Raw genomic sequence first — 26,522 nt, forward strand, 5'->3', positions numbered from 1 at the left:
ATCTGCCAGGTAGGGCCGGGTCCGGTGAGCAGGAGGGGGTTCTTGGGCCAGCGGACTGACAGCGAAGCCGATCGTCGGTCCGATGCCGATACGGGACGCTATGCGCGGGGCGAGGAGCGCCCCGGCCAGGCTGCTGGCCCCAGCCACCCCCATCATCACGCCGAACGCGCTCGGGGACATGCGCAAGCTGGTCAATAAGTTTGTTTCCGCAGAGGCCGCGTCCCCCGCAAGTCGTGTCGCTTTACAGCCGGGCTGCTGTTTCGGCCTGGGTCGCATACAGGCAGCTCATCGAGTCGCATTCTCCGGTCCTGCACATGACGAAGCCCACACTGAGCATTTTCCAACCTAACGTTGAGGCGTGGTGAAGGGCGACGACGGTCTTGACGAAGTCGGTGATCCGGTTCGCGCCGCAGTGGTGCTTTCGTGTGTGCCTTCGTCATCACATCGGCCAGGGTCGGTGCCATGGCGGCCAGTACCTCGATCGCTTCGTGCAGCGCCGGGCGGTCGCGATGCCGATGCCGAACCCCGCAGCGAGCTGGGCGTAAGTATCACCGCGTCGCAGATGGGCCAGAGCGAGCTGGGCCTGACGGCTGACGGGCAGACGTCGCCATTGCGTGCCGATCTCTCGCTGCCGAGCAGCCAGTTGCCCGGTCAGGAACCCTAGTGTGCGACTGGATAGATGGATCGACGACGGGTAGACAAGCACGCACAGCTGGTGGCGGACGCGGGCGACCTTGGTTGAGAATCGGTCTACCAGGAGCTTCGTTGTTACGTACAGCGCGCCCACCGACGCCGCGGTGCCGCCATGAGGTTGGACGGCTCAGTCGATGAGGGCGAGGTACAAGGGCGAGCCGAGGAGTACCGGTTGGCCCTCCAATGTGCCGTGCAGGAGGCGTTTGGCGACAAATTCGACGTTCTGGGCCGGCCCGTTGAGCCTCTCGACTGCCTGACGGACGGTGGCCAACGCGGTCTGGTCCCCGCGGTCGAGGTGGTCGCCGGGCTGTTCGGCGGCCTCCACGAGGATCTCGTCTTCCAAGTCGGAGGCAAGTCCGTCGAGCAGGGGAGGTAGGTGCGACCACGCGGGGTCGGCTTGGTCGATGTTCGGTACAGCTCCGAGGAGGTGCCGGCCTGACCCCCCGAGCGCGATCATCGTCTGGTCTGTGCGGCCGCCTGCGAACACCATCGAGGCGGCTCCGGGAAAGCGGCCCCACTGCACCGGGAGCAGTCCCCCGAAGAATTGCCCCGGATGATCGATGGAACCGATGTCGCCGTGGTCCTGCAGGTGCCGCAGGACTCGCTCCAGCCGGGCGGTGCGGTTGTGCCCGGGCTGCTCGGCAGTCTTCTTGAACGACAGCACCGACAGGCTCACCCCGACTTCGGATCCGCGTTTGGTGGTGTAGGCCGGGTCGATCTGCGGCAGTAGCATGTCGATTTTGCTGTCACTGATGTATAAGTAATAGTGGAATGACACTCTGTGATGCTACTAGAGTTCGCAGGGTGACGGGGGCGACTTGGCGGATCGGTGACGAGGTCGAGGGCCTTTACCGGGTGACCCGCGTGCATGCGCATGGGGGGATGGGCCTGGTCTACCGGGTACGGCACCTGGACTGGGACATCGACTTGGCCGTTAAGAGCCCGCGGCCAGCCCTGTTCCGGCACCCGGCCGGCCGGGAGCAGTTCGTGGCCGAGGCCAAGACGTGGATCTCCCTGGGCCTGCACCCCCACCTGTGCAGTTGCTTCTACGTGCGCACGGTCGACGGCATTCCGCGGATCTTCGCCGAGTACGCCGCTGGCGGCAGCCTGCGCGACCTGCTGGACCACGGCCGACTGCGCGGCATGGCGCCGCAGGAGGCGCTCGGCTTCCGGTTGGATCTGGCGATCCAAGTGGCGTGGGGGCTAGAGCACGCGCACCGACGCGGCGTCGTGCACCAGGACGTCAAACCGGCCAACGTCCTGCTCGATGCCGACGGCACGGCCAAAGTGACCGACTTCGGCCTGTCAAAGTCCCGGGCGATCTTGGCAGTCGAGGAGGGCGCCACCGAAGGGCACGGTCGCGGGGGCGTCAGCATCTCGGTCACCGCGGGGGGCTACACCCCCGCGTACGCGTCCCCGGAGCAGGTGGCGGGCCGACCGCTGGGCCGTCGCACCGATGTGTGGAGCTACGCGGTGACCATCCTGGAGACGTTCACCGGAGCGACCACCTGGGGTGAACCCAACGCGCCCATGGCGCTGGCCGAGCACCACGCTGCCGTCATGCCGGAACGCCTTACCCGGCTCTTGAAGCGCTGCCTGCACCAGGAGCCGTCGCAGCGCCCCGGCACTATGGCCGAGATCGCCGAGGAGCTGCGCGACCTCTACGAACAGACAGTCGGTCCGTATCCAAGAATGGCACCTGCCGAGGCTGCCCTGCGCGCTGATGAGCTGAACAATTACGCCTTGTCCCGACTCGACCTCGGTGACGACACGCATGCCGAGCGGACCCTGCAGGAGGCGCTGGGAATCGATCCTTCTCACCTCGAAGCCACGTTCAACTCACTCACCCTGCGCTGGCGCCGCGCCGAGATCAGCGACGAGACGGCGGTGGCGACCATGTCCGTCGCCCGCGCCGGAGCCCCCGACCGCTGGGAGGGCGCCTACCTGCTGGGCCAACTCCACCTGGAGCGGGGCGACCTGGACGCCGCGCTTCCCCTCCTGCGGGAGGCGGCCGCTGCCGCCGGCGGCGGACCGGAGGTGAGTGAGGTCCTGAGGCGGGCTGAGGCAGGGGAACTCGGAGACTGTCTGGAGGAACACGTCCTGACCCGCAGGGGTGCGCGGACGCGGGAGGAGTACCGCGAGGAGCGGGCCACGGCCGCCGCCATCAGCACCGACGGCCGGGGTGCCATGACCGCCCGCGTGATCCGTGCCTCGGTTCCGCGCAACATCCGAACCTACCTGTTCGGGTACGGTCGGCCGCCCGACCGATTCCCGCTGCACGTCTTCCACCTGCCCTCCCAGGACCCCCAGGTCATAGAAGCCAGGGAGGTTGTCACGGCTCTGGATCTCGGCGACGACGGGCGACTCGCCGCCTGGGGGACGCAGACCGCCGTGCGGGTGTGGAATGTCGAAAGCGGGCGCCGCGACCGCGTGCTGATGGAGCACCAGGGACGCATGACTGCGCTCCGGTTCGGTCCGGGCAACTCGCTGCTGGCGGGCGCGGCCGCCGCCACCCCAGATTCCTGGAGGAGCCGGGTGCTGGTGTGGGACGTCGCCTCAGGTGAGCTCTTGTACGAACTCACAGGGCACTCCGACGCTGTCCACTCGCTCGCGTTTTCCGCCGACGGATCGCTCCTCGCCTCCGGAGGGGACGATCGCACTCTCCAGGTATGGGACCTACGCGCTGGACGATACGAGCGGATCCTCACCGGTCTCGACCGGTTGAACGCGGTAGGAATCGACAACAACGCCCGCACGGCTGTCACCGGCGGGCACGACGCCCTGCGCGTGTGGGACCTGGACACCGGAGAGTGCCGGCATGTGCTGGGCGGCGCGGTCGAGGAGCTCTGGCTGCACGACGAACTGGTACTGACCGCTCACCCCGACGGCGAGATGCGACTGTGGGACACGACGGACGGCCGCTGTCTGCGAACCTTCGACGGCCACCGTGACGAACGTGCCCGGCTGCTGTTCGCCAACGAGGCTTTGTGTATGCCCGTCCGGATCGACCTGGGTGGGCGACGGGCACACTCAGTCAGTAACAACGACACTGTCAGGTCCTGGGGGCTGCCGAGGGGCTACCAAGCGCCGCTGCGCATCTGCCGCCCCCGATCGCACACCCGTGTGCAGCAGCTCGATGACCGGCTGCGAACCCTTCTCGCAGCCAGCGAATCCGCAGTCGCCGAAGGGGATCTCGCTCAGGCCCTGACCAGCCTGTCCGAAGCCCGCACCCTTCCGGGCCATGAACGGGACGCCTCCGTCGTATCTGCATGGCGCCAACTTATGGCCGGCGCCGAGCGAGTCGGCCTCAAGGCCATCTGGCCGGCCAGGACCATCACCCTCCCGGGAGAGACCAGCCTCTGGAATCCGGACATCGCGGTAAGCGGGGACGGGCGGCGCGCCCTGTCCACCACGCCCGAGCACACCATGATCCTGTGGGACCTCGACACCGGCCGGGCCGCCCAGACCTACACCTCGCCCCCCAGTAGCGGTGACAACGTCAGCGTCCTCGCCATGACAGTCGACGCGGCTTACGCGGTCGTGGGTGATGCCTCCCGCAACATCCGGCTGTGGGACCTGCGGGCCGACGCCCGGGTACGCGACCTGGGCAAACCCTGCTCAAGCCGCGTGTCGGTCGCCATCGATCGCGCGGGCCGCACTGCTCTGGTCGAACACGGCGACGGGGTGCTCCGTCTGTGGGATCTTGCTGAGGGCCGTGAACTGCGCACGTTCCGCGGGCCGACCCGCATCGAGCGCTACACCGAGGGCCCGCCCCAACGCGTGCTGGAACAGGTCAACGCGGTCAGTGTGAGCGCGGACAGCCGCGTTGTCATGGCCGCCCTGCAGTACTCGGGCGTCATCTTCTGGACAGGTAACCGCCGGCGCTACCGCCGCCTCAAGGACTCCGCTGACCGTGTCGACACCGTACAGGTGAGCGCCGACGGCCACTTCGCAGTAACCGGAGGTTGGGACGCGTCAGTCCGATACTGGGACCTGGCCACCGGAAGGTGCCTGCGACTCATGGTCGGCCACACCAGTCCCGTGCTCAGCGTCGACCTCACCGCTGACGGCCGGTTCGCCTTCTCAGCAGGTATGGACGAGGCAGTCCGCATCTGGGACGTCACCACCGGTCAATGCGTCCATGTCCTGGAAGGGCACACTGCGCTGCAACGGGTGCGCGTCTGCGAGGACAGCACCCGCGCGGTCTCGCTCAGCTGGGACGGAACACTCCGGGTCTGGGAAATCGACTGGGAACTGGCTGTGCGGGAACCAACCGACTGGGACGAACGCGCACAGCCCTACTTGGACCAGCACCACGACAGCGAGACCTTCGAGGAGTTGCTCACACGCCTCCAGCGAGCTGGCCTGGGCTGGCTCCGCCCGGACAGCGTTCGCCAGAGACTGGACCGGCACCAGACCCGCCGCCGGTGGTAACAGGAGCGACCAACCAGGCCCCGCGATTGAGCCACATAGCCAACGGCTCTGCCGATGGTGTTCACCGGGCCCGCCCCTGCGCCGGGCGGCCGCCCGACGCAGGGCCGCCACGTCCGGCGAGGCTCCGTCAGGACGACGCTGGCAGGGTGAAGTCCACGCTCATCCAGCGGCAGCGCAACGACGCCGCCACCGCCGCCGCCAAGGGACCATCCCGGCGTGCGCGGGGAGCAGCCGCTCCCCGGCTGGGGAGTGGGTCAGACGTTGCTGCTCCCCGCGCCTGCGGGGATGGACCCTGGGACCTGAGCGAGACGGGTCGCGCGAGGCCCTGCTCCCCGCGCCTGCGGGGATGGACCCGACGTCGAGCACGGGGCCGTGCAAATGCTGCGCTGCTCCGCTGCTCCCCGCCCCTGCGGGGATGGACCCTGCTTGGTGACGTGCTGGACGGCGCCTTCTCCCTGCTCCCCGCGGCCTGCGGGGATGGACCCCCGTAATCGGTAGACGAGCCGCGCGACGGCCACTGCTCCGCGCGCCTGCGGGGATGGACCCACGCCGACCGTGAGACCGAGCGACGTCACCGCCCGCTCCATGCGCCTGTGGGATGGACCCGCGCTGCGGCCGTTCTGAGACGGGTGAAAGAGGCACCCGGTGAGGCGAGTTCGGTGCGTGCAGTGAGGAGGGGGAGCAGATTGATGATGTCAGTCAGCAGCTGACCCACGCACGGCGAGGTCTTGGGTCCATCCCCGCAGGCGCGGGACTTGCCTACCATCGGCCGTGTAGCAGCCGCGGGCACAAGCCGCTCGGCCGGCACCAACTTCGACCCGGACCAGGTGACGCCGGGGAAGCCCCGTTCCCCCGAGGTCCGGTCCGAGCCGGCATAACTGTTGCCACGCCGCCGACGTCACCACGGCACCCTCACACTTCCTGGCTTCTCGGGCCGCCTGCAGTGCGACGCGGGCCAGGTCCAAACGGCTCGGCGGGGGAGTCTGGCTCATCACGTCACCTCCCCAGCGAGCTCGCGGGAGCGGTGGGTGAGGCAGACGCCGCGGGTTGGCAGGGCCCTGCGGGTGCAGGGCGTGTTGTTGTCGAGGCCGGAGCACGTTCCCGGCTGCGACGGTGCAGCGGGAGCTGTGGGCTCGAGGGCGGTCAGGGCGTCGGCCTCCTCGCGGCAGAGTCTGCACAGACGGGTGTCGACGGCCCGGCCAGTCAGGAAGATCACGCATCCGCACCCGCCGCACGAGGAGCGCTGTGGGCAGGTGGGCTGCCGGGCCATTGGGGCCTGCGTCGGGCGCCGGATGACGGTCTCCAGTTCGCAGTCGGAGCAGTGCCCGGACGGGCCGGGTCGAATGCCGTGCTGGGGGCACAGGCCCTGCTCCAGGCGCTGCTTGCGCTGGCGGGCGGCGTACCGGTCCTGGAGGGTCTCGGCGCACAGCTCGCAGGCGGCGCCGGTCCGCCAGATGATTCCGGCCTCGCAGTCCTGGTAGCCGCAGCCCCAGTGGGGCAGGGCCACCCCGAGCAGCCACCGGCTCGGGTCACGGATCTCGGACAGTCCCACCTTGGCCAGACGGGTCGTCAGCCGATGCTGTAGGCGGTCGCGAGCGGTGCCCTCGCGCAGCTGCCTGCCCACCTCACGGGCGATCTGCCGGACGACGAAGTCGTGGGTTACACGCCTCAGCAGCACGTGGACTGGCTGCAACACGGCGTAGATTTCAGCGCTCATGGCCAGCTGAGGTCCGGTGTACGACGGCCGGGACGACCCCGTGCTCCTGCTGCTGCGCTTTGCGCCGTTCGGCTTCGAGGAGGGCTGGCTGATCTCACCCGCGCGCAGCGCGACACCACCCTCGCTTTCCGGACGCGCCTGCGCGTCAGCCGGGTTTTCCACAACCTCAGCGCCCTCAACTACCCGTACCTCGCCTACGGCGGGTGAGATGAGTGCACCCTCGTCATCAGGTGAGTCAGTCCTAGGTGATTCCTTATTCGCGAGGGATCCCTCACCAACCCGCACACCCGATCCCTCACCAACCAACGGACATGCCGCCCCGGCAGCCACACCTTCCATAGGCTGCTCCGTGCCCTCCCGAGCCTCCTCCGGCGCCGAGTCCGCGACCGGCTCGCCGACGTTCACGACGGCTCTGGGGGCGAGTTCGTGGGCGATGTAGCGGTGACGGCCCTGCAAGCCGGCGCGCCGCTGCACCGTCACCCATCGCGCCGCCTCTACTCCGTCGACGACCTCACCGGCCGCCGCCGCCGTGATGGGCAGGCCGGCCTTCTTCCCCGAGTGGTGGCGCAGGTATCCCGCCAGCTCCTGCTCGGTCAGCGCGATGCCCATCTGCTCAGCGAACGCGATCACCGCGTACGCCCGTAACTGCCTCGGCGTGAGGTCCTCCGAAACAGCCACCGGCAGCCACACGAATCCCTCCGTCCGCGTCATCGGCCGCACCGACCGCAGCGCAGACTCACCCTTGCCGCCCGACAGGGTCCGACGGTGCGACCGCAGCTCCACGACCCCGTCCGGCCCGCGACGGGACAGCTGTGTCATCCCCCGCTCCACCGACGCCACCGACAACCCCAGATACGAGGCGATCGTCGCCGACCTCGCCGTGCAGCCCTCCGGACGCGCCGCCAGCGCCTTCACCTTCACGTACACCGACAGCGCGACGTCCGCATAGAACGCCGACGACACCAGCCGCATCGGCACCCGCACCCGCTGCCGACGCACCGTCTGGACAGCATTGGCCGCCACAGACGACATGGACGACCGCTGAGCGGGGATCAAAGCAGCGGCCGGGACAGCCACGCCGCTCACCGGCCCACCGCCCCGAAAGGAGCGGTGAACACCGCAAAAGCCGAACTGTCGAACACCGTCTGAGTAGCCATCGGGCAGGTGTAGACGCCAAAGCGGACACCTCCGTCTGGAGCTGTTTCGTGATCCATCAGCCGACCCTGCACCGGGCGGCCTGGGGACAGAGGCCGGCGAGTGCCGATGCCCCCCGGCGCTCCCGCACGGCGGGTAGAAATCTTGGAACCCGTCCCGCCACAGGGGAAGCCGCCCTCGCGGACGCTCCCGCCAGCCCAGTTGTGGATGACCTTCGCGAGCGGCTGCACGAGCCGGGCGACCGACGCCACGACCTGGCCCGGCGAGACCATCCCGAAACCGCTGCTCTTGTAGCTTCCTACCGGAAGAGCCTCTTCCTGTGCAAACAGCAAAAAGCGGGAGGAACCGTACGCCGATCCCGTCACACGGAACAATCGCCGGGCCTGAAACGGGGTGAAACGGACAAGGTCAAGCTGACAGGCGGGCATCACTTCAGGCACTATGAGAACGACCTGCCTTCCATATCGCTGGACGGGCCAGAGCCCCTTGGGCTGGACCGACCTTCCTTGGATGTGTCAGGGCCGCCCCCTTCGTGAGAAGAGGGCGGGCGCCGATCGGGTGGGGGAGATCTCTCCGTCCCTCCCGGTGTTGCTGAACCGCGTGGCCCCTGTGGTGGGGGCACCGCGGCTGATGCGAGTTGCTGATCTGGCTGTGGTGGCCGTGGTTAGTGGCCGGTGGTGCTGTGTGAATGGCCCTGATAAGGGGCCAGGTGTAGATGGGCGGCTTGATAGGCCGCGGCTCAGGGCCCAGCTCTAACTGGGATCTGAGCGACCGACTCGGGTTATGCCCGGTCGGAGACGGGCCGCGCGAGGCCAGCGGGAGGTTAGTCCGCTTGGCGCGCGCGGCCGATGACCTAAGTCATCCCGACCTCCTCGATAACGAAGGCGGCGGCGTCGACCCCGAAATCGACCGGGACCGCGAAGTTATGGCTCACGGGGCGCTCCCTCGATGGCGGCGTCCGGATACTTTGCGGCCAGTCTCCGAAGGAGATGTGCGTACGCGCGGCGATTCTCTCGGTGCGGCTGCGTGGCCCCCGCCTCCCACCGTGCGACAGCCAGCCGCTTGACGCCGATGGCCTCAGCGACTTCGGCCTGGGTGAGGCCGGCGGCAAGCCGAAGCTGCTGCCGAACTTGGAGCGTGGGGAGGGAGTTGTCCTCCTCCACCAGGGCGTCGATTCGCCTCAGCGGATCAGACATCGGAACCTCCACCGTTGAGAATGATCGGTAAAAAGATACACGACATCGGTGATCTTGGGTACCGAGGAGCAGCGTGTTGCCGCACGAGACACCAATCACGGCTCGCTCCCCCTGACAACCGCTCCGCTCCTGACGTGGGAACGCCCAGGTAGAGGCCCTTCGCGCCCCGAAATCCGAACAAATTCGCGGCTGTTGTATCGACGTACTCCGATCCGAAGCTGTGGCAGGGGAACAGGCGTACTCCGGGTCTCAGGCAGCTTCGGGACGGTAGCTACGGGCGCCATTCGTGCTCCAGCACGGAGTACAACACGCTGTCCCGCCAGCCCCCGTTCGTGTGCACGTGGTCGCGAAGGACGCCCTCCTTCTGGAAACCAAGTTTCTCGACGAGGGCGATCGAGGCCAGGTTCGACGGACCGATGGCTGCGCTGACGCGGTGCAGTCCGAGCTCGGCGAATGCGTATGAGGTCAGGCAATGAGCGGCATCCGTGGCGTACCCGCGGCCCCACTCTTGCGCGGCGACCGCGTAGCCCAACTTGCCGGCCCGGGCGCCGGCGAACGCGATCCGAGCGAAGCCCACGACGCGGTTCTCGCCCTTAGGCGTCACAGCCAAGTAGTACTCGGTACGGGGTTTCACCTGGGCCCGGGCCACCGCGCCTTCGACCATGGCGACGGCCTCGGCCCTGGAGCGGCTGTCGAAGGACAGCCAGCTGGTGACCTGATCGTCGCCAATGATGGCCAGGACGTCGTTGACATCACCCGGAGAGAACTCCCGGAGCGCGACCTGGTCGCCGACGAGGTGGATCGGGTACGACAACGGAGGCTCCTAGCGGGGCAGGGACTTGAGCTGGGTACGGGTGAACGACTCGATCTGTTCCTGCAGACTCGACGCATCCTCGGCGAGCGGAGAATCGCGCAGAGCGCGGTGCACGCGCTGGGTCGCATTGACGATCCCGTTAATGCGCTGCTCGGGAGCGAGGCTGAGAACCGGCGCCACTGCCTCGGTGGCACCTTCCAGCTCGCCCATCTGAATCCGCGTGATGGCGAGCGCGCTGCGAGCCCCGGCCTGGTCGCCGAAGGCCCATTCGGGAGAGGTGCTGTCCTCGTAGGCCGTGACTGCGCGGGTCGCGTAGTCGTTCGCCAGGCTGCTCTGCGAGGGCAGCCATGACAGGGCCTCGGCCGCGTAGTAGATCTGCCGGGTCCTGCCGAAGAGGCAGAGACCGCCGAGTTCGTCGACCTCGTCCTCCTGGACGAGGTCCCAGGCGCGCTCCGCACGTTCGATCGCGGCGCGGGCTGCGTTCGCGTTGCCGAGCGCTGCATGGGCCCTCGCCTCGTTCATCGGCAGCCACACGCTCGCCGTGTTGACCGCCGCGAATTCCGCGCCGGATTGGGCGTAGCGCACTGACTCCCGAGTCCGGCCGGCCCAGTACGAGACCAACGACTGGATCCCGCGGATCCAGGACCGCAGCCCGTTGTGGTCCGCCTGGTCCGCGCACACGAACGCGGTCCGAGCCTGAGTGAGCGCGGCATGCGGGTCGGCGAGGTCGTGGGACGCCTTCGCGAGCAGGCCGCCGGTGACTCCGGCGAGGAAGTACAGGTCCCGGGCCTGAGCGGGGCGCCGCTGCTGTTCCAGCAGCGTGTAAATCGTGTCCTGGGTCGTGATGAGGTCCGGCAGCAGTTCCGACAGCGACCGCTGCGGATAGTCCGTCGCCAGATTCTGGACGTCCGCATGCACCTGCTCCATCACGTCGGCCGTGAGGTCGGTCTGACCCGCCGTGAAGGCGAAGCTCCTGGCTCGCTTTGCAGCCATCTCGATCAGCTCCCTGTCCGCAGTGGGCCGTCCTGTCACCAGGATCAGCCCCGTGGGCTCGTCAACCGCTGGTAAAGCACCCGTCCAGGGCGCGAGAAGCTCTTCCAGCGGCATGCCGAACATGTTTTGCAGAACACGGCGCGTGACTGGGGTGGTGCTCTCCCGCTCCCCGCTGGCCAGCCGACGCAGATGCCGGGTGCTGAGCGTGACGCTCTCCCCCAGCCGCGTAGCGAGATCCTCGAAGTCCCCGACGATCTCGTCGTACGTGCGCGGCATCTGCCGCAACAAGTACTCCAGTCTCGTCCGTGGATCTCCCTGACTGGCGCTGCCGGCCACCGGTCCTCCCCGAGTCACGAAATCGTGCTCTGCGCCCTCAGTGTCAGTCGTAAGCGACGCCGAGTCAGCAGAGCAAAGGCTCTGGTCCGGTAGCGGTCCGCCTCATGTCCGGGACTGGTCCAGGACCGGTCCGCCGCCGGACCTCGTCTGGTCATGCTCCCTCATCCCACCCTAGTGATCACTAAGTTCGCACACCCGATCGCAGGAAGGTGGGGCCGTGATTCAGCCGCAGAAGCCGCAACTCGGTCACTCGAGGGGCAGGTCGTCATACATCAGCTCAACGCGATCGGCAGGTGCAGTGGATTGCAGCACTTCCAACACCCGTCCTTCCGCGTTTTTAGTGACGCGGGTAACCGCTATCACGGGCACCTTGCCGCTGATCTTCAGCTGCGAGGCTTCGGCAGCGGTCGGCATTCTGGACTGCACCCGCTCGCTGACTGAGCTGGGTGAGTGGCCAGCGGCTACGAGTGCGCCGAAAACCCCACCGACGAGCTTCGCAGAACCGGCCAACTCGGTCTGGTCCACAAGGTCGCCTGGGTACCACGCATCTTGGAGCTGTACGACATCGTTCTCACCCAGCATGGCGTGGCGTCGGCGGTGGACGAGATCACTGCCACTCAGCACATCAAGCAGCGCCGCAAGTTCTGCTGTCGCGTGGTGCCGGGCGACACCCACAACCTTCATGCGCCCGTCGAGACCTTGCTCCGCGCAGGTGGTTTCCCAAGGCCCCTTGGTTCCTGCTGGACGGAGCACAGGGGAGTACCGGTTGAGTGGGATCTTGACCCGGGTCCGGTTGCGGACGACCGTGCCGCCTTTTCCCATCGTCACGACGAGTCCCTCGTCCGCCAGTTCCTTGATGGCATCACGGACGGTCTGTCGAGAGAGGCCGTGCACGTCGATCAGGTCGACGATCCGCGGCAGGGTGCTCCCCTCCGGGTGCTCGCCGCTGGTGATCTGCTGCCGAAGCAGCTCGGCGAGATCGCGGTATCCGCGCACTTCTGCCTCCCTCCGGTCGATGGCGTCCATCTAAAGGCTATCTCCCATTGACAACCGTTAGGGCTAGCCTCATTATTAAATAAGGGCTAGCCCTTACATAGGGTAGTTCTGCCAACACGTCTTGAACAGCTGTCGTGGCAGCTTCATCGCTTCCACACCCCAGGCCGGAAGCGGCCGGGAGCACAGCCCATAACCGCATAGCGCAGCACCGCATCGAGTTCTGTGGCCGCTCACCGGAGGGTGGGTGCCGGGAGACGTACCACGAGGTCCCTGGTCGGCTTGATGTGGGCGCAGCCTGACAGCAGTTGCGCTGCCTGTCCGCCATGGCCCCTTCGTGAGGCCCTGGCGGGCAGAGAACGCAACGACTTGTGGAGGAACCCATGAAGCACAACGGCCGGGCCCCGCTTTGGGCGAGCCGCGTTCGCCCCCAACCTCATCAACCTGCGCGACGGCGAAAAGCGCGCCATCGTCTGCCCCGACTGCACCGCCTGGCGGCCCATTCGGGACCGCATGGTCATCGCCCACAGGGCCGAGCCGCACAGTGGCCGGCCCCGCCACCGTCGCGCCGAGCCGGGCCGCGCGCCCCGCTGCCCCGGTAGCGGCCAGCGCATTTGGTTCGACATCACCCCCGACCAGTGGCACGAGGCTCTGGCCGACGGCGTTACCGAGGCCGCCAGCCGTCAGGCCACCACGGTGCTGCCCAAGGCATTCAGCCCGGCGACCGACCTGACCTTACGGGCCCGCGCCGAGCGCACCCCGGCCGGCCGAATGGCCGACTGGAAGGCGGTCCAGGTACAGGTCGGCAAGACCGACGCCGCCCGGAAGGAATTCCCGGACGGGGGGCGTCCGGCTGATGGCTCCGAGCTCCCGCGGGAGCCGGAGCACCTGGAGCGTTACGGCCGGCGGCAGGCCGAGCTGGGCAGGCAGTACGCCGCCCGGAATGTCGCGGCCACGTCGGCCGCCTGACCCGCTCACCGCGAAGAACGACCACGGCCCCGGCCGCCCCGTAGACGGGGGCGGCTGGGGCCGTGGCTGCTCGTAGGAACAGCCGAAATGGCGACAGCCCCGGTGAATTGAGACCCCCCGGGGCTGTCCAGGACCCTTCGTGGAGGACCTGATGGATCACAGGATTTCACAGCACCCGACCGACTCGGACCCGGATATGGACGAAGCGCTGCGCAGGGCGCGGGGAGGTCAGTGATGATCACCAGCCTGACCGAAGATGAGCACGCCGAGCTGTCGCGGAAGGTTGCCGAGCAGAACCGGCAGTCGTCTCAGGGCAGCGGCCGATGACCGGGCCGAAGGCCGACCCGCTGTACGTCCTCTACATGACGGCGTTCAGCGCTTCCACCCTTCATCGACGCGCCTGCCAGCCCTGCCAGTACGGCCGGGACTGTGAGAGCGGCGCGCCGCTCCACAAGGCGTTCGCCAAGGCCCAGGACGCCTACCTGGCTCGGCAGTCCGCGAAGCGACGCAGCTGAACCCGGCATTGCCCGTCGTCCCCGCGCTCACACAGGCGGGGCCGGCGGAGAGCGTCGGGAGCTCACCCCGCTCCGGCCGTCCGGCCGCAGACATGCGAACAGCCCCCAGGGATGTACCCCGGGGGCTGTCTCTTGCACGGACCTTCTGGGAGGCCCTGATGAACCGCTCCATCGTACGCATGACCTACGCGCCCTCCGCCGACCTGTCGGTCAACACCGACTGGGGGGCCGACTCCGCCTGTCGGAACGAGGAGCCGGAGCTGTTCTTCCCGATCGGCAACACCGGCCCGGCACTGCTCCAGATCGAGGAAGCCAAGGCCGTCTGCCGTCCTTGCCCGGTCATGGGGCGCTGCCTCCAGTGGGCGCTGGAGAGCGGCCAGGAGCACGGCGTGTGGGGCGGCACCGACGAGGACGACCGCCGCCGGATGAGGCGCCGCGCGGCCTGCAAGCGCACCGCCTGACTCCCGTCACACGGGAACCGCGGGCAAGTTCCTGCCCGCCTCGCGGCACCGCCGCACAACGGCTGTCCGTACGACGGGCCGCGGGCCCTTTCGCACGTCTCCAGCCCGGGAAAATCCCGGGACCGCATTCCTTCCCGTAGGAGAGCCCCATGGAAAGCAGCGACCAGCTCGATACCGCGACGACCCCGACCGGCGCCTCTCGGATGCCGGACTCGCTGTGCACGCACACCCCGAAATGCCCGTCAGCCGCCAGCCCGGACCGTGAGGCCGCGCAGGTCGTAGCGGCCCACCCGGAGCAGGGCTGGAGCCTGTTGTGCAACGGCCTGCTGCTCTTCGACGACACCGGCGAGCTGCTGCCCGACGGCCAGATCATCGCCCCGCGCCGCCCCCTCGCCGCGGTCACGGCCTGACGGCTGCCTGATCCGCCCGCACCGACCGCCGCACCCCGGTGGCCGGGACGGGCGGTGACTGGGAGCGGAACAGGCCGGATCCGCCAGCCGCGCGCTGGTGAACGCGATACGAGGAGAACCCATGGCACAGCAGTCGCAGACGCAGAGCGTTCAGCCGAAGATTCGCTACCGCAAGGGCGACCTGGTCCTATTCCGCGACGTCGAACGCTTCTGGCTCGGTCTGCCCGGCCACACGTTCGTCGGCCGGGTGGTGCGGTCCTGGACGAACGTCCACAGCGGCAAGCTCCTCTACGACCTGTTGGAGCTGAGCGGTAACCGCGCCCGTGCCGGGATCGACCCCGACTACTTGCGGCTGCTTTTGGCGGCCGACGCGATGCGCGACATCGACACCGCGCCGCTGAGCGAGCCGGACACCGGGGCGATGACCCCGGCCGCCGTCGCCTGGGTGCGCCAGCACCTCGCGCAGGACAGCAGCACGCTGCCTGCCCGGCGCTGATCGCCCCAGGACAACGGCCCTCCGAGTCCCCGGCATTAGAGCTGCCGGGGTCCCGGAGGGCCTGGCCACGACCCTACCCACCGCCGTAGATCCACGGTGACCTCTTGAACGGAGGCGCCCGGAAGAGAGGACACCCCGTGGCCACCAAGCCCGCCACCCGCCGTCGGCGCCAGCCCGCGACGACCACGAAGCCCCGAGGCGCCGGGCGCGCCAAGGCGACGACGACGCCGGCCTCCATCCCCGCCCAGGCCGCCGCTCCCGAGGAGACGGTGCCGTTGATGTTCGAGGAGGCAGACCCGGTCGTGGCCGACGCTGCCGACCGCGCCGCCGACCTCCGGGACCAGGCCGCCGACGACGTCGCGCGGATCCTCGCCGACGGCCTGGTGCTCGCCACCGAGCTGCTGGACGGCGCGCGCACCGAGGCGGCCTCGATCACCGAGGCCGCCATCGCGGAGCACGTCCGCCTCTTGGCCGTCGCCGCAATGGACGCCGGCCAGGTCCGTGCGGCGGCCGCGACCACGGCGGCTGCCGATGTCGACCAGCTCAGGGTCGCCGCCGAACAGGCGGCGGAGCAGCTGCTCGCCGACGCGTGCCGCGAGGCCGACGCCGTCACGGCGACGGCGGCCGGCGAGGCCGACCAGGTCCTTGCCGCCGCCAATACGGCTGCCGAGCAGCTGCTCGCCGGTGCCCGCTGGCAGGCGGAGGAGACTGCCTCCGCAGCAGCCGTAGAAGCGGAGCAGGTCCGTACCCTGGCCGCGAAGGCCCTTGCTGACGCGGAGAGCGCCCGCACCGAGTTGGTGGCCGGCGCGGAGCGCACCGCGACGGAGACCCGGACCCGCTCCACCGCCGATGCCGAACAGCTTTTGGAGCAGGCGCGGGGCGAGGCCGACCGGCTGCGTGAGCGCGCGGACGCCCAGGCCGCGAAGGTGAAGGCCGGGGCGGAGAAGGAGACTGCCGAGCTGCGTGAGGACGCTGCCCGCGAGCGGGAGGCGTCCCGTGTGGATGCGGCTCGTGCTCGGACGCTGGCCAAGGAGGACATTGGACGGCTGCGGGCGACGGCGGCCGAGGACGCCGAGCGGCTGACCCGCACCGCCCGTGAGGAGGCTGACCGCATCCTGGCGGGCGCCCGTACCAAGCGGGACGCGGACCTTGAGGAGGCCGGGCAGGCGCTGGCTCAGGCGAGGCTGCGGGAAGCGGACGCGCAGGTCACGTTGAAGGCCGCCGATGACTTGGTGGCCGACGCTGCTGCCCGGATGAAGCGCGCCACTGACCGCACCGAGCAGGCCCTGGAGCGCAAGCGCCTCAAGCGCCAGGCTGGTGAGGAGCGCAGGGATGCGAAGGAGGCCCGCAGGACGAAGGCCCGGGAGCGGCGGGCCGCGGACCGCGCCGGGAAGCCGGCCGTGACCGACCGCGTGAAGCAGTTCGTGAAGGTCAACGCGGAGCGCCTGATGGTGATCGGTCCGATCACCGCTCCGATGGCCGTCGCCTGGACGGGCCAGGCCGGGTTTGCCGAGGACATCCTCGGCTGGGTCGTCCCCTTTACGATCTTGTTCGCCGCCGCGTGGGAGCTGTCGACGGCGTTCGTGGGCTGGATGTACCACCAGGCCCGCCAGGGCGGCGACGCCGGAACCCTCTACCGCGTCAGCACGTGGATCTTCGCTCTGGGCGCCGCGGCCATGAACTTCTGGCACGCCTCCGGTGAGCCGGTGCCCGGCAGCCGGGTCTGGGACGCGAAAGCGGAGATCTGGACGGAGCAGATCACCTACTGGCACTTCACCCCGAAGGCGGTGGCGTTCGCCGCCATGAGCATCGTGGGGATGGTGCTGTGGGAGCTGTACGCCTCCCTGATTCACCGCCGCAAGCTCCGTGAGGACGGCAGGGTCGCCAAGGCCCGCCCGTCGATCGGGGCGGTTCGCTGGTTCCGCTACCCGGTCCACTCTTTCACCGCCTGGTCCCTCGCGATCACCGACCCGCGCCTGACCACGCTGGATCGGGCCTGGACTGCAGCGGCTGCGGAGCTCGCGGACCGAGAAGTGTCCCGGACCGGTCTGGCTCTGCACCGGGTCGTTGTCCCCCGAGTCCGGGCCGACGATCACGGTCCGGCGGCCATCCCCACGGTCCTCACCCTGACCCGAACGGACCGGCCCGGACCGATGGAAAGCCTGGTTCAGGTCCGCCCGGTCCAGCCTGGCGGGTATCCGGTCCGGTCCGGTCCGGCTGAGCGTCACACGGTCCATGGTCCGGTCCGGACCGCTGGAGCCACGGACCGGACCGGCGGACCGCCGCCCGCGCTGGAGGCCGGTCCGGCCAGACCGCAGGGCGCTGACCTGCTGACCGGCCACGGTCCGGACCGGGGTCCCCGGACCGTGCCCGCCGCCCAGGGCGCATCGGCCGCGCGCGGGGTGACGGTCCGCACCGCCGACGCCGACCCCGGACCGCAGGAGCCGGACCGCACCGGACCGGCCAACCAGGAAGCACCGGACGAGGTCGACGGTCCGGACCGTAGCGAGGACGGCGGTCCGGACCTCACAGTCATCACGCTTACGGACCTGGAGCGGACCGCACTGGACCGGCTCCGGACCGCGAACGAGCCGCTGAACCGGACCAACATCGCCAAAGCGGTCCGGACCGAGGGCGGCACCATCGCCACGGACCGCGCAGGACAGATCGCCGTCGCCCTCAAGCAGCACACGGACCGCTGACCGGACCGCCCTGCCGCACATGGTCGCCCCCGGACCGCGCTCGCCCACCTAAGCGCGGTCCGGTGACGGCCACGGCCGGCAGGCCGCTCGCCCGCACCCCGCCCCGCGGGGACAGCGGGCCAGGCACCACCCGAGCACCACCACCCCACCCCGCTTACAGCCTCGGGGACCAAGAACATCTCCTCCCCACCCCGAAACCAGGAGGTCTTCCGCATGCACAGCAACGACCCGAATCACGCACCCCTGCGCGATGTGGCGAAGAACCCGGAGGCGACCGCCCGGTACCTGGCCGACGTTCAGCGGGTCCTGCTGGACATCGGCAGGAACCTGGAGGCCCTGGCCCTGGAGACCCGCGTCCACTGCCGCGACACCCACGTCCAGGGCGACCGCTGGTTCGACGCCTGGATGCGCGCGCAACCCGTCGAAAGGGCCCTCAAGGACGTGCTCAAGCACGTCGAGGGCGTCACCAAGGGACTGGAGAAGAGCGCATTCAAGCGCCGCGCCCACGACGAGGCGGTCTCGAATACCGCCAAGAAAAGGAAGGAAAAGGAGCTGGAAAAGCAGCGCAAGAACGCCCCGCCGCTCCAGGCCGCCCCGCAGAATCCGCCTCAGCAGAGTGCGCCCATCCGGAATTCCGGCTTTGGTGGCCCCACGTCGATTTACGACATGGGTAACAGGGAGTCGGCGTGACGCGCCCCCTCAGCAGCACGGAACGCTCCATTCGGGGGCGCAATAGCTGGCTGCAGGGCGAAGAGCGCAGGGCAATCGAAAGTCGCGGCGAGCTGGGCCGGATGGAATTCTGGCTCCGCGTGACCCGAACCCGAATCACCCAGGACGTCAGGGCCGGCCGAGCCGACGTCATCCGCGGTTTCACGAGCGTCTGCCGCCTCTTCAAGCTCGCGATCGACAAGCGGGCCGAGGGCGATCCGAGACTCTGGAACCACCTCATGCAGTACGCGGACCAGGTGCTGGAGCACCACGACCCGCGCCGCTGAACACCCCATCAACGAAGGCCCCGCCGGACTCTGGCGGGGCCTTCGTCTCGCGTAATGCGTGCACACGTGCACGTGCACACGCGTGCACACGAGACCCCACCCGCTGTCAAGCCCTCTGGAAGGAGGTGCATCGTGTCCGACGTGGACGACCCGAACGGGATTCTGCTCCGTGGCCCCTGGAGCGGTGAACCCTCGTACGCTCCGCCGCCGATCCCCGACTTCGCCGACACCATTCCGCCGCCCGAAGACATTCCCGCCGCGCCGCCGGAGTCCCCGGAAGAAACCACGATGGAACTTCCGGCAATTCCGGCCGCGCCAGACCCGGCCACGGCATTACGCTCGGACGGATTCGCCCCGCCGCACTGCGCGGAAGAGGAAGGTGAATATGAGGTAGGGGAATACGTTCAGCCTCGTTCTCTCGCCGATCGTCTCGGTGACTGGTTGGAACTCCGCCTTGAAATGACGCGGGCCAATCATGAAAGTGAAGCGCCTTTCCGTGAGGCTGAAATAGCGCGGAAGGCCGCGCTGCTGGAGGGTCGCACGGCGCAGGAAGTCGCGATGATGGAGCGGAACGGAAAGGTCCATACCGCGATGATGAAAGCGAAGGGCGACAAGGCGGCGGCACGCGGAAAGGCGGACGCCGACCGTATGAAGTCCCGCAGCTCCGGGCTCGGAGCGGACAAGGGGCGCTCGAAGGCCGGCGGTGGTGGCGGGTCCCCGGGCGGCGGGGGCAGCAGCGGTGGCGGCGGGTCCCGAAACAGCTCGGGGCCAGCGTTGAAGGGGCCCGGTTTGAAGGGGCCTGGGTCGCGCGGCTCGAACTCCGGGGGAGGCGCCGGGCGTTCGGGGGCCGGGGCGCCCGGGAGTGGCAAGGGTGGCGCGAAAGGCCCTGACCGGTCCTCTGGTGGCCGTTCTCCCGGTTCGGGCCACGCCGGGTCGGGCGGGGGGTCGAAGGGCTCCCACAGCGGTTCTGGAGGCTCCGGCAGGAGCGGCAGCCACAAAAGCGACAGCGGCCGGGGCCAACACCACAGTCCGGCGTCCAACACACATGCGGAGCGGGCCCGCCGCCGCGCCGATCGCGCCTCCACCCGACAGGCCGAACGCCAGGAACGCCGCAGCGCCGGCCACACCGCCGGCGTCGCCGACCGGAGCAAGAACCGGGACCAGGCGCGCGCCAACCGGCAGCAGGAATGGCAGGACCGCCGGGCGAAGAAGGCGGCACGGAAGGCGAAACGGGAAGCCGCGGCGTCGGCCGATACGGGCCGCACCACGCTGGGCAAGGCCATCGGCGAGGAAACACAGCGCCGCTGGGACAAGCGCCGCACCGACGCGAAGGCCGCCGCTGACGCCAAGACGGCAGGCACGGAGAAGGTGAACCTGACCAAGGACAAGACCAAGGACGACAAAACCAAAGACGACAAGGCGAAAGGCGCCGACGACAAGGGCACCGGCACGGACGCCGACAACAAGACCAAGAAGGACCCCAAGAACAGCACCGACGGCGCCCCTGGCGACGGAAAGGCTGACCCGGCACGCGATGCATCCGGCAAGGAGTCCAAGCCGGGTGACGAGCCGTCTGACGGCTCGAAAAAGCGCCGCCGGTTCCGTCGGGTCCGGCGCCGTTCCGACGGCTCAGACCGGACCGGACGGCGGGGCCGAACCCGGGGTGCCGGTCGTCCTGGCCGTGAAGGCCGACGCGGACGGCGGACCTCGGAGGGCCGATTCGGGCCGCCGCCCACGCCGACGGTGGAGTGGCCCGATCACCCCAGCCGCCCGCCACGCCCCCCCGAAGCCGATGCCGGGGACGCCATCGTCGACGCGGACATCGTCCTCGACGGCCCGGCCGCAGTGACGTCCGGAGTCAAGAGCCTGCCGCCCGCCCCGGAGCCGCGCACCGAACGTCCCGGCACCAGCCGACCCACCAGCACGGAAGGGAGCAGCGTGAGCAGCGCACAGGCCAGCAGGCCGTCCACGCAGGGCAGCTTGGTTGCGCAACACCGCACGGACATCACCTTCGCCGAGTACCTGATGGAGATGGCGAACATCGCAGTCACCGCCGGCCTCGACAAAGAAGCCGCCGAGCAGCTCGCCGCCGCCGTAGGCAAGGTTGCGGACGCTCTGCGGGACATGGCTGATGACCTAGTCCTCATGTACGCCGTGACCTACACGGTCACTGAACTGATCACTGAGCTCGCCGATGGCGCGGACCGTATGAAGGCGCAAGCCGAGCGATGCGCGACGGAGTGCGAGATCGCCTCCGAGGCCGCCAAGCTCGTCGCCGTCGCTGTCGCCCGCACCTACGGCGAGGACGTCAGGGCCATGGACGAGGCGGGCCTTGCCCACGCTTCGGCAGCTGCCCACCACGATTAGGAAGGAAATCCGTCAATGAGCAGCAACCTCGTGCCCCGCCCCAGTGGCGTGGTCGTGCCGGCGGCCGGTGACAACCGCTACAAAACTGTCCAGCAGAAGCTCAAGGCGCTTGCCCAGGCAGTCGACGCGGCAGCCGTCGACCTTGAAACGCTGCAGCGCAGCATGCGTGCCAACGCCACCCGCGCTGAGGGCCTGGCCGTGGACATCGCGAACGCTGAACTCGACCGCAAGTTCATCGAGATGACGAGTCAGGTATCCGTGGCTCTGGGCGGCGCCGCCGTCGAGGCCCGCAAGTTGGGCGAGTGCGCCGCAGAGGTGTCCTCTCTCGCCCACAACGCTCGGTGTTCGCACGCGCGGCTGTACGAGGGCCTGGACGACATCCGCTCCAGCCGCAAGGAACGCACCCCCAAGCCGGGCTTCTTCGCCCACTGACCAGCTCACCGAAACCCTGATGGGCGGCCCCTCCACGACGGAGAGGCCGCCCATCGCCAATCCCGGAGGAGAAACCCCGTGTCCGTGCCGCGCAGCGTCGCCCTGGAGCGCACTCTCTACACCCTGACCGCCCCGGTCCTCGCCGCGGCCCCGAACCTCTTCGCCAACAGCCCCGTCAACACGGTCGTGCAGCTGGCGGGCGCGGCTGGCGTCGGCGGCTGGCTCCTGGCAGTCAAGAGCGACCAGCCCGGTGCGGGACGTAAGATCCTGCGCTGGTCGCCGCTGGTCCTCGCGGCCGCCGTCGACATTGCTGCGCAAAACACGATCGGCTGGGGCCCGTGGTGCCTGGACGGCATCCTCGCCGCCGGCTGGGCGACGGCCGGCCTGCTGGTGATGCCCTTCTCCCGGCACACCCGCCGCCGTCACCGTCCCGCACTCGCCGCCCCGGCCCCCGTATCGCAGATGCAGGCCGCCCCCGACCCGTCCCTCGCGCAGCCTGACGACGGCGCCGACGCCTTCACCCGCCAGGTCCGCTGGCTGTGGGAGGCCCACGGCCTGCCCGGCCGCACCATCGTCGTCACGGCCACCCCGCACGCGGGCATGCCCAACGACCTGTCCCTGCTGCTGCGCGCCTCCGAGGCAGGACGGCCGATCTCCAGCCTCACCCAGGAAGCGGTCGCCGCCGCGTTCGGTGTCGAGGTCGCCGACGTCCGGATCGAGGACGTGGTCCGGCAGTACGGGCGTGAGGGCGGACCCGGCTGGAAGGAAGTCCACGTCACCCCCGACCTGACCGAGCGCCGCCGCAAGGCCCCTACCACCCACGAGTGGTGGGTCGACCGCATCGCCGGTGGGCCCCTGCCCGGCTCGCAGTTCATCAAGAAGATCCGAGACCACGAGCGGAAGGTCACCCACTACATCGCCCAGGTCCCCGACGAAATGGGCGAGCCGCGCGTCAACCAGCACACCCTGGCCGCCGCACTGAAGACCAAGTACGACGAAGGCCGGCTGTTCGTCACCGTCGACGGCAACCAGGTCCTGGTCTCCCTTTGGGACTCCAGCCCGCTCGCCCAGATCTTCCCCGCGACCAACGAACTGCTCACCCCGGACAAGGACGGCCGGTGGGTGACCGGCTACCTCGGCAACGGCCAGCCCGCCCGCAACCGCGTCTACACCGACCGGGGCGCCGCCCACGGCCTGTTCGTCGCCCCGTCAGGCGGCGGCAAGACCCAGCTCATGGGCCTGCACGTCGCCGGCGACGCCCTGTTCGGCGCGGTGGTCTGGCTGGCGGCGGAAGCCCGGGACGAGAAGGCCGCCAAGCTAGGCGAGTACACCGACCGCTACGGCGTCGGCGCGCTCTACATGCTCCGGCTCCTGCGCACCCTGGACGCGCTGATGGAGATCCGCGGCGAGACGCCGTGGGACGACGGACGGGTCTACGACTGGGACCCCAAACTGCCGGGCTGCCCCTACCGGATGCTGTCCGCCTACCTCGATGAGTTCCTCTCCGCCGCCCGCAACGGCGACTACGGCGCGGAGATCATGGACCTCGCCGAGAAGGTGTCGGTCAAAGGCCGCAAGTACGGCATCGGCCTCAAGGTGGCCGGCCAGTCCATCTACGTGCAGGACGGATTCACGCAGCTGCTGTGCGAGAACCTACGCGAGAACTGCATCCCCGTCGTCCTGAAGGTCGCGCCGAAGAAGGTCGCCGAGATGTTCAAGACCCTCGGCATCTCCTCCGACAACACCCCCGAGCCGCTCCCCCGCTCCTTCTCCCCTGCTGAAGCGGGCCGGATCGAGCGGGTGATGGCCGGCGAGCCCGAGCCGCCCGCCGACTCCAACACCGGCGGCGCCGGGTGGATCGTCGAAGCCAAGCAACCTGAGGTCCTGCGCACGCTGTTCATGGACTTCAAGAACAGCCTCGACGACTACTTCCCCGACATCGTCGCCAGCCTCACCGCCTACGAGATCCGCGAGCTCGAGGCGAGGGACCTGTGGTTCGACTGGACCGAGCCGCCCCGGCCCGGCGAGTTCGGGCCCGAGCCCGATGACGAGGATGGGGAGGACAAGCCGAAGAGGGGCGGCGGCAAGCCGCGCGGTGGCGGGAAGCCCGCCGCGCGCCGCGACGCGGTCACCTCCCCCCGCCAGGCGCTGGAGGCCATCAAGAACCTCTCCGGCGTCTGACCCCACCCCACACATCCCGCAGGGCCCGGCCGCATCCCGGCCGGGCCCTGCTCACACCTGGAAGGACACACCGCTCGTGGCCGTATCGATCTCCGTCGCCGTCCTGCTCGCCACCGTCGTGGTCGTCCTCATCCGAGGCGGCTCCGTACGCCTCTGGCACGCCCTGGCCTGCGCCGCCTTCGGCTTCTTCCTCGCCTCCACCGGTGCCGCGCCCTTCATCACCAACGCGATCAGCGGCGTCACCGGCTGGATCTCCACCTTCTGACACCGCCCGGCCGCCGGCGTCGACGGCCGCCGCCCCTGCACCTCCGACGCCTTCCGAGGAGCCCCGATGCCCCACCCCACCCACGCCCCGCCCATACCGGCCCGCACCATCGCGCCGCCAGCCGAACTGTCGCTGGAGGCCCGCATGGCCGCCACAGACGCGGCGATGACCATCCGGCTGGAGGAAGCCGCCGTCGCCTACGAGGTCAACACCGCGCACATCCCCACCGAGCCGGTCGACCTGGGCGACGTCGTCACCCTCCCGCTCACCCCGACGCTCCAGCCCCCGACTCCGTACCCGACCCCGGTCGCGGCGCTCCTTCAGCGCGCGCATCACCGGCTGCTCACCGGCGGCTGGTGCTCCGGCGCCCTGGTCGACGAGGACGGTGCCCGCTGCCTGTACGGCGCAATCCACGCCCAAGCCCGCAGCGACAGCGGCCTTGAAGACAGCGCTGCCGCCGTACTCCTGGACGCGATCCGCCGCAAGTTCACCGGAATCGACTCCGTGCCGTCCTTCAACGACGGTTTCTCCAGCGGCCGGGTGCCGATGCGGATGCTCGACCAGGCCGCCGACCTCGCCCACGCCCGCGGCCTCTGACCGCCCCGCTCCGGACCACCTGCCTCACACCCGAACCCCTCGCGGTCGGATGCGGGCCAGGCCGTCCGGTCTGCACACCACCACCCGTCACACGGCCCCGATCAGGGGAGCGCCCGACCCGTCGACAAGAACGTCAACGGCCAGCAGCACCCGAACACCCCGAACTGCTCGACCAGGCGGCCCAGCCGCCGACCATCGCCCCGGACAAGGACCCCGGCACCAACCTCGCCCGGCTGCACGCCGCGTGGACCACCTCCTGGGAGCAGGGCGGCTTCCTGCACGGCCGCTGGGAGGAGCTGCGCCAGGCCCCGGAGGCCGGCTGGCACGGCATGGCCAACTGGATCTAGGTGTGTTGTTCGGACAGGTTGGTGACGCGGCTGGCGGGTGTTTGGCCGTGGATGCCGGTGTGGGGTCGGTGGTAGTTGTACCAGTCGATCCAGTGGGTGAAGGCTTCCTGGCGTTGCCGGTCTGAGGTAGGGCTGGTGGTAGGCCCACTCGTCGAGGAGGGTGCGGTGGAAGCGTTCGACCTTGCCGTTGGTCTGCGGGCGCCAGGGCCTGGTCCATCGTGGGCTGATGCCCAGGTCACGGCAGGTCTGGCGCCAGGTGTTCTTGCTGTAGGCCCAGGCGTTGTCGGTCAGGACGCGTTCGACGGTGATGCCTCGTTCGGCGAACCAGGCGGTGGCCCGCCGCAGGAAGGCGGCGCAGGTGGGGGCGGTCTCGTCGGGGAGGTCTTCGGTGTAGGCGAGGCGGGTGTGGTCGTCGAGGGCGGTGTGGAGGTAGGCCCAGCCGGCACCGTTGCGGCGGTCCTTGTTCGGGCTGCCGGCCGCCCGTCCGAGGACTTTGTGGCCGCCGCCGTCGGGAATCCGGCCCAGTTTCTTCACGTCGATGTGGACGAGTTCGCCCGGCCGGGCCCGTTCATAGCGGCGTACCGGTTCGCCGGTGGCCCGGTCCAGTGCGGCCAGGGGCGGCAGGCCGTGGCGGGTCAGGATGCGGTGGGCGGTGGAGGGGGCGATGCCGCAGCGGGCGGCGAGCCGCAGAGGCCCGATGCGGTGCTCGCGCCGTAGTCGCAGGACGTGGTCCTCCACTGCGGCCGGGGTCCTGCCCGGCTGGTGGTGGGGGCGGCTGGTCCGGTCACTCATTCCGGCGATGCCCAGGGTGCGGTAGCGGGAAGCCCAGCGGGCGGCGGTGGTGTGGCTGACCTGGAAGCGTTCCGCGGCCCGCCGCACGGGCCAGCCGTCGTCCACGACACAGCGGGCCAGGCGGAGTCGTCCGGTCTCGGTCAGCGGGGCGTTACGGTGGACCACGAGGGCCTCCTGTCTTCGGTGGAGATGTCGCAATCCACACCGAACCCGGAGGCCCTCACCCATTTCAAGAACCCAGCACGCGTGTCACCAACGTCCCGGGACAACACATCTAGGCCGTTTCTTAGCGATCACCTCGCGGCCCAGATGTGGATGGCCGCGAGGTGGAGGGCCGCCTGGTAGGTGGTCGCGGTCTTGTCGTATCGAGTGGCCAAGCCGCGCCACTGCTTGAGCTTGTTGATGCAGCGTTCGACGGTGTTCCGCTGCTTGTAGACCTCGCGGTCGAAGGCCGGCTGACGGCCGCCTTTTCTGCCGAGTCGCCTGCGGTTGGCGATCTGGTCGGCAGGCTGCGGGATCACGGCCCGGATCCTGCGGCGGCGCAGGTGTTCGCGGATCGCGCGGGACGAATAGGCCTTGTCGGCCAGCACGACGACGGGGCGGGTTCGGGGCCTTCCTTGCGGCCTCGCGACGCGGATTGCGGCCATGACCTGGGGGAACGC

22 protein-coding genes and 2 pseudogenes are annotated in these 26,522 nt (G+C 69.4%); 14 read left to right on the top strand and 10 right to left on the bottom strand.

Annotated features, from left to right (window positions below):
* Positions 1 to 416: 416 nt before the first annotated feature.
* Together ACZ6S8_RS36025 and ACZ6S8_RS36030 are read right to left on the bottom strand one after the other, a co-directional pair.
* Positions 417 to 706, bottom strand: a pseudogene (locus ACZ6S8_RS36025) (transposase family protein); the annotation flags it as partial.
* Positions 707 to 820: 114 nt separating this feature from the next.
* Positions 821 to 1,471: a DUF7019 family protein gene (locus tag ACZ6S8_RS36030; RefSeq protein WP_469462182.1), complete on the bottom strand. Its 651-nt coding sequence runs from the start codon at positions 1,469 to 1,471 to the stop codon at positions 821 to 823.
* 26 nt (positions 1,472 to 1,497) lie between these two features.
* Here ACZ6S8_RS36030 and ACZ6S8_RS36035 point away from each other — a divergent pair, with 26 nt between their 5' ends.
* Complete coding sequence (locus ACZ6S8_RS36035) at positions 1,498 to 5,127, top strand: protein kinase domain-containing protein (RefSeq protein ID WP_469462183.1); 3,630 nt, start codon at positions 1,498 to 1,500, stop codon at positions 5,125 to 5,127.
* 991 nt (positions 5,128 to 6,118) lie between these two features.
* Here ACZ6S8_RS36035 and ACZ6S8_RS36040 read toward each other — a convergent pair.
* The 6 genes from ACZ6S8_RS36040 to ACZ6S8_RS36065 form a co-directional block, all read right to left on the bottom strand.
* Complete coding sequence (locus ACZ6S8_RS36040; RefSeq protein ID WP_469462184.1) at positions 6,119 to 7,876, bottom strand: hypothetical protein; 1,758 nt, start codon at positions 7,874 to 7,876, stop codon at positions 6,119 to 6,121.
* A 50-nt stretch (positions 7,877 to 7,926) separates the two neighbouring features.
* Positions 7,927 to 8,439 carry a hypothetical protein gene (locus tag ACZ6S8_RS36045; RefSeq protein WP_469462185.1) on the bottom strand — a complete coding sequence of 171 codons (513 nt, stop codon included), beginning with the start codon at positions 8,437 to 8,439 and terminating at the stop codon, positions 7,927 to 7,929.
* 483 nt (positions 8,440 to 8,922) lie between these two features.
* Positions 8,923 to 9,195, bottom strand: a complete 273-nt coding sequence (locus ACZ6S8_RS36050; RefSeq protein ID WP_469462187.1) for a helix-turn-helix transcriptional regulator — start codon at positions 9,193 to 9,195, stop codon at positions 8,923 to 8,925.
* A gap of 271 nt (positions 9,196 to 9,466) precedes the next feature.
* Positions 9,467 to 10,009, bottom strand: a complete 543-nt coding sequence (locus tag ACZ6S8_RS36055) for a GNAT family N-acetyltransferase (protein WP_469462188.1) — start codon at positions 10,007 to 10,009, stop codon at positions 9,467 to 9,469.
* A gap of 9 nt (positions 10,010 to 10,018) precedes the next feature.
* Positions 10,019 to 11,290, bottom strand: coding sequence for a hypothetical protein (locus ACZ6S8_RS36060; protein ID WP_469462189.1), 1,272 nt, complete (start codon positions 11,288 to 11,290; stop codon positions 10,019 to 10,021).
* Positions 11,291 to 11,584: 294 nt separating this feature from the next.
* On the bottom strand, positions 11,585 to 12,364 hold the full coding sequence (locus ACZ6S8_RS36065) for a GntR family transcriptional regulator (protein ID WP_469462191.1): 780 nt from the start codon (positions 12,362 to 12,364) through the stop codon (positions 11,585 to 11,587).
* Positions 12,365 to 12,844: 480 nt separating this feature from the next.
* On the opposite strand from ACZ6S8_RS36065, the gene ACZ6S8_RS36070 reads away from it, so the two are divergent.
* The 13 genes from ACZ6S8_RS36070 to ACZ6S8_RS36130 all read left to right on the top strand — a co-directional run bounded on the left by ACZ6S8_RS36070 (position 12,845) and on the right by ACZ6S8_RS36130 (position 24,721).
* The gene (locus tag ACZ6S8_RS36070) at positions 12,845 to 13,300 is read left to right on the top strand and encodes a hypothetical protein (RefSeq protein ID WP_469462193.1); all 456 of its coding nucleotides are present in this window, start codon (positions 12,845 to 12,847) and stop codon (positions 13,298 to 13,300) included.
* A 323-nt stretch (positions 13,301 to 13,623) separates the two neighbouring features.
* Positions 13,624 to 13,815, top strand: a complete 192-nt coding sequence (locus ACZ6S8_RS36075) for a hypothetical protein (protein WP_469462194.1) — start codon at positions 13,624 to 13,626, stop codon at positions 13,813 to 13,815.
* Between the two features lie 179 nt (positions 13,816 to 13,994).
* Positions 13,995 to 14,276, top strand: a complete 282-nt coding sequence (locus tag ACZ6S8_RS36080) for a WhiB family transcriptional regulator (protein WP_469462208.1) — start codon at positions 13,995 to 13,997, stop codon at positions 14,274 to 14,276.
* A 215-nt stretch (positions 14,277 to 14,491) separates the two neighbouring features.
* Positions 14,492 to 14,686: a DUF5999 family protein gene (locus ACZ6S8_RS36085; protein ID WP_469462209.1), complete on the top strand. Its 195-nt coding sequence runs from the start codon at positions 14,492 to 14,494 to the stop codon at positions 14,684 to 14,686.
* Positions 14,687 to 14,807: 121 nt separating this feature from the next.
* On the top strand, positions 14,808 to 15,182 hold the full coding sequence (locus tag ACZ6S8_RS36090) for a hypothetical protein (protein WP_469462195.1): 375 nt from the start codon (positions 14,808 to 14,810) through the stop codon (positions 15,180 to 15,182).
* Between the two features lie 137 nt (positions 15,183 to 15,319).
* Positions 15,320 to 17,884, top strand: a complete 2,565-nt coding sequence (locus ACZ6S8_RS36095) for a hypothetical protein (RefSeq protein ID WP_469462196.1) — start codon at positions 15,320 to 15,322, stop codon at positions 17,882 to 17,884.
* Positions 17,885 to 18,097: 213 nt separating this feature from the next.
* Positions 18,098 to 18,574 carry a hypothetical protein gene (locus ACZ6S8_RS36100; RefSeq protein ID WP_469462197.1) on the top strand — a complete coding sequence of 159 codons (477 nt, stop codon included), beginning with the start codon at positions 18,098 to 18,100 and terminating at the stop codon, positions 18,572 to 18,574.
* Between the two features lie 119 nt (positions 18,575 to 18,693).
* Positions 18,694 to 18,879 (top strand): hypothetical protein, encoded by a 186-nt coding sequence (locus ACZ6S8_RS36105; RefSeq protein WP_469462199.1) that lies wholly within the window; start codon positions 18,694 to 18,696, stop codon positions 18,877 to 18,879.
* Positions 18,880 to 19,011: 132 nt separating this feature from the next.
* A complete protein-coding gene (locus ACZ6S8_RS36110; RefSeq protein ID WP_469462200.1) occupies positions 19,012 to 21,246 on the top strand; it encodes an ATP/GTP-binding protein in 2,235 nt (744 codons plus the stop codon).
* A gap of 15 nt (positions 21,247 to 21,261) precedes the next feature.
* The gene (locus tag ACZ6S8_RS36115) at positions 21,262 to 21,678 is read left to right on the top strand and encodes a conjugal transfer protein TraB (protein WP_469462201.1); all 417 of its coding nucleotides are present in this window, start codon (positions 21,262 to 21,264) and stop codon (positions 21,676 to 21,678) included.
* Between the two features lie 78 nt (positions 21,679 to 21,756).
* Positions 21,757 to 23,859, top strand: a complete 2,103-nt coding sequence (locus tag ACZ6S8_RS36120; RefSeq protein ID WP_469462202.1) for a chromosome segregation protein ParM — start codon at positions 21,757 to 21,759, stop codon at positions 23,857 to 23,859.
* Between the two features lie 76 nt (positions 23,860 to 23,935).
* The gene (locus tag ACZ6S8_RS36125; RefSeq protein WP_469462203.1) at positions 23,936 to 24,124 is read left to right on the top strand and encodes a hypothetical protein; all 189 of its coding nucleotides are present in this window, start codon (positions 23,936 to 23,938) and stop codon (positions 24,122 to 24,124) included.
* Between the two features lie 66 nt (positions 24,125 to 24,190).
* The gene (locus ACZ6S8_RS36130) at positions 24,191 to 24,721 is read left to right on the top strand and encodes a DUF6197 family protein (RefSeq protein ID WP_469462204.1); all 531 of its coding nucleotides are present in this window, start codon (positions 24,191 to 24,193) and stop codon (positions 24,719 to 24,721) included.
* Positions 24,722 to 25,064: 343 nt separating this feature from the next.
* On the opposite strand, the pseudogene ACZ6S8_RS36135 reads toward ACZ6S8_RS36130, so the two are convergent.
* Together ACZ6S8_RS36135 and ACZ6S8_RS36140 are read right to left on the bottom strand one after the other, a co-directional pair.
* Positions 25,065 to 26,025: pseudogene (locus tag ACZ6S8_RS36135) on the bottom strand (IS481 family transposase).
* 128 nt (positions 26,026 to 26,153) lie between these two features.
* A partial coding sequence (locus ACZ6S8_RS36140) for a transposase (RefSeq protein WP_469462205.1) occupies positions 26,154 to 26,522 on the bottom strand: 369 nt, incomplete at its 5' end.

The sequence above is a fragment of the Streptomyces sp. NPDC048461 genome (assembly GCF_055587105.1).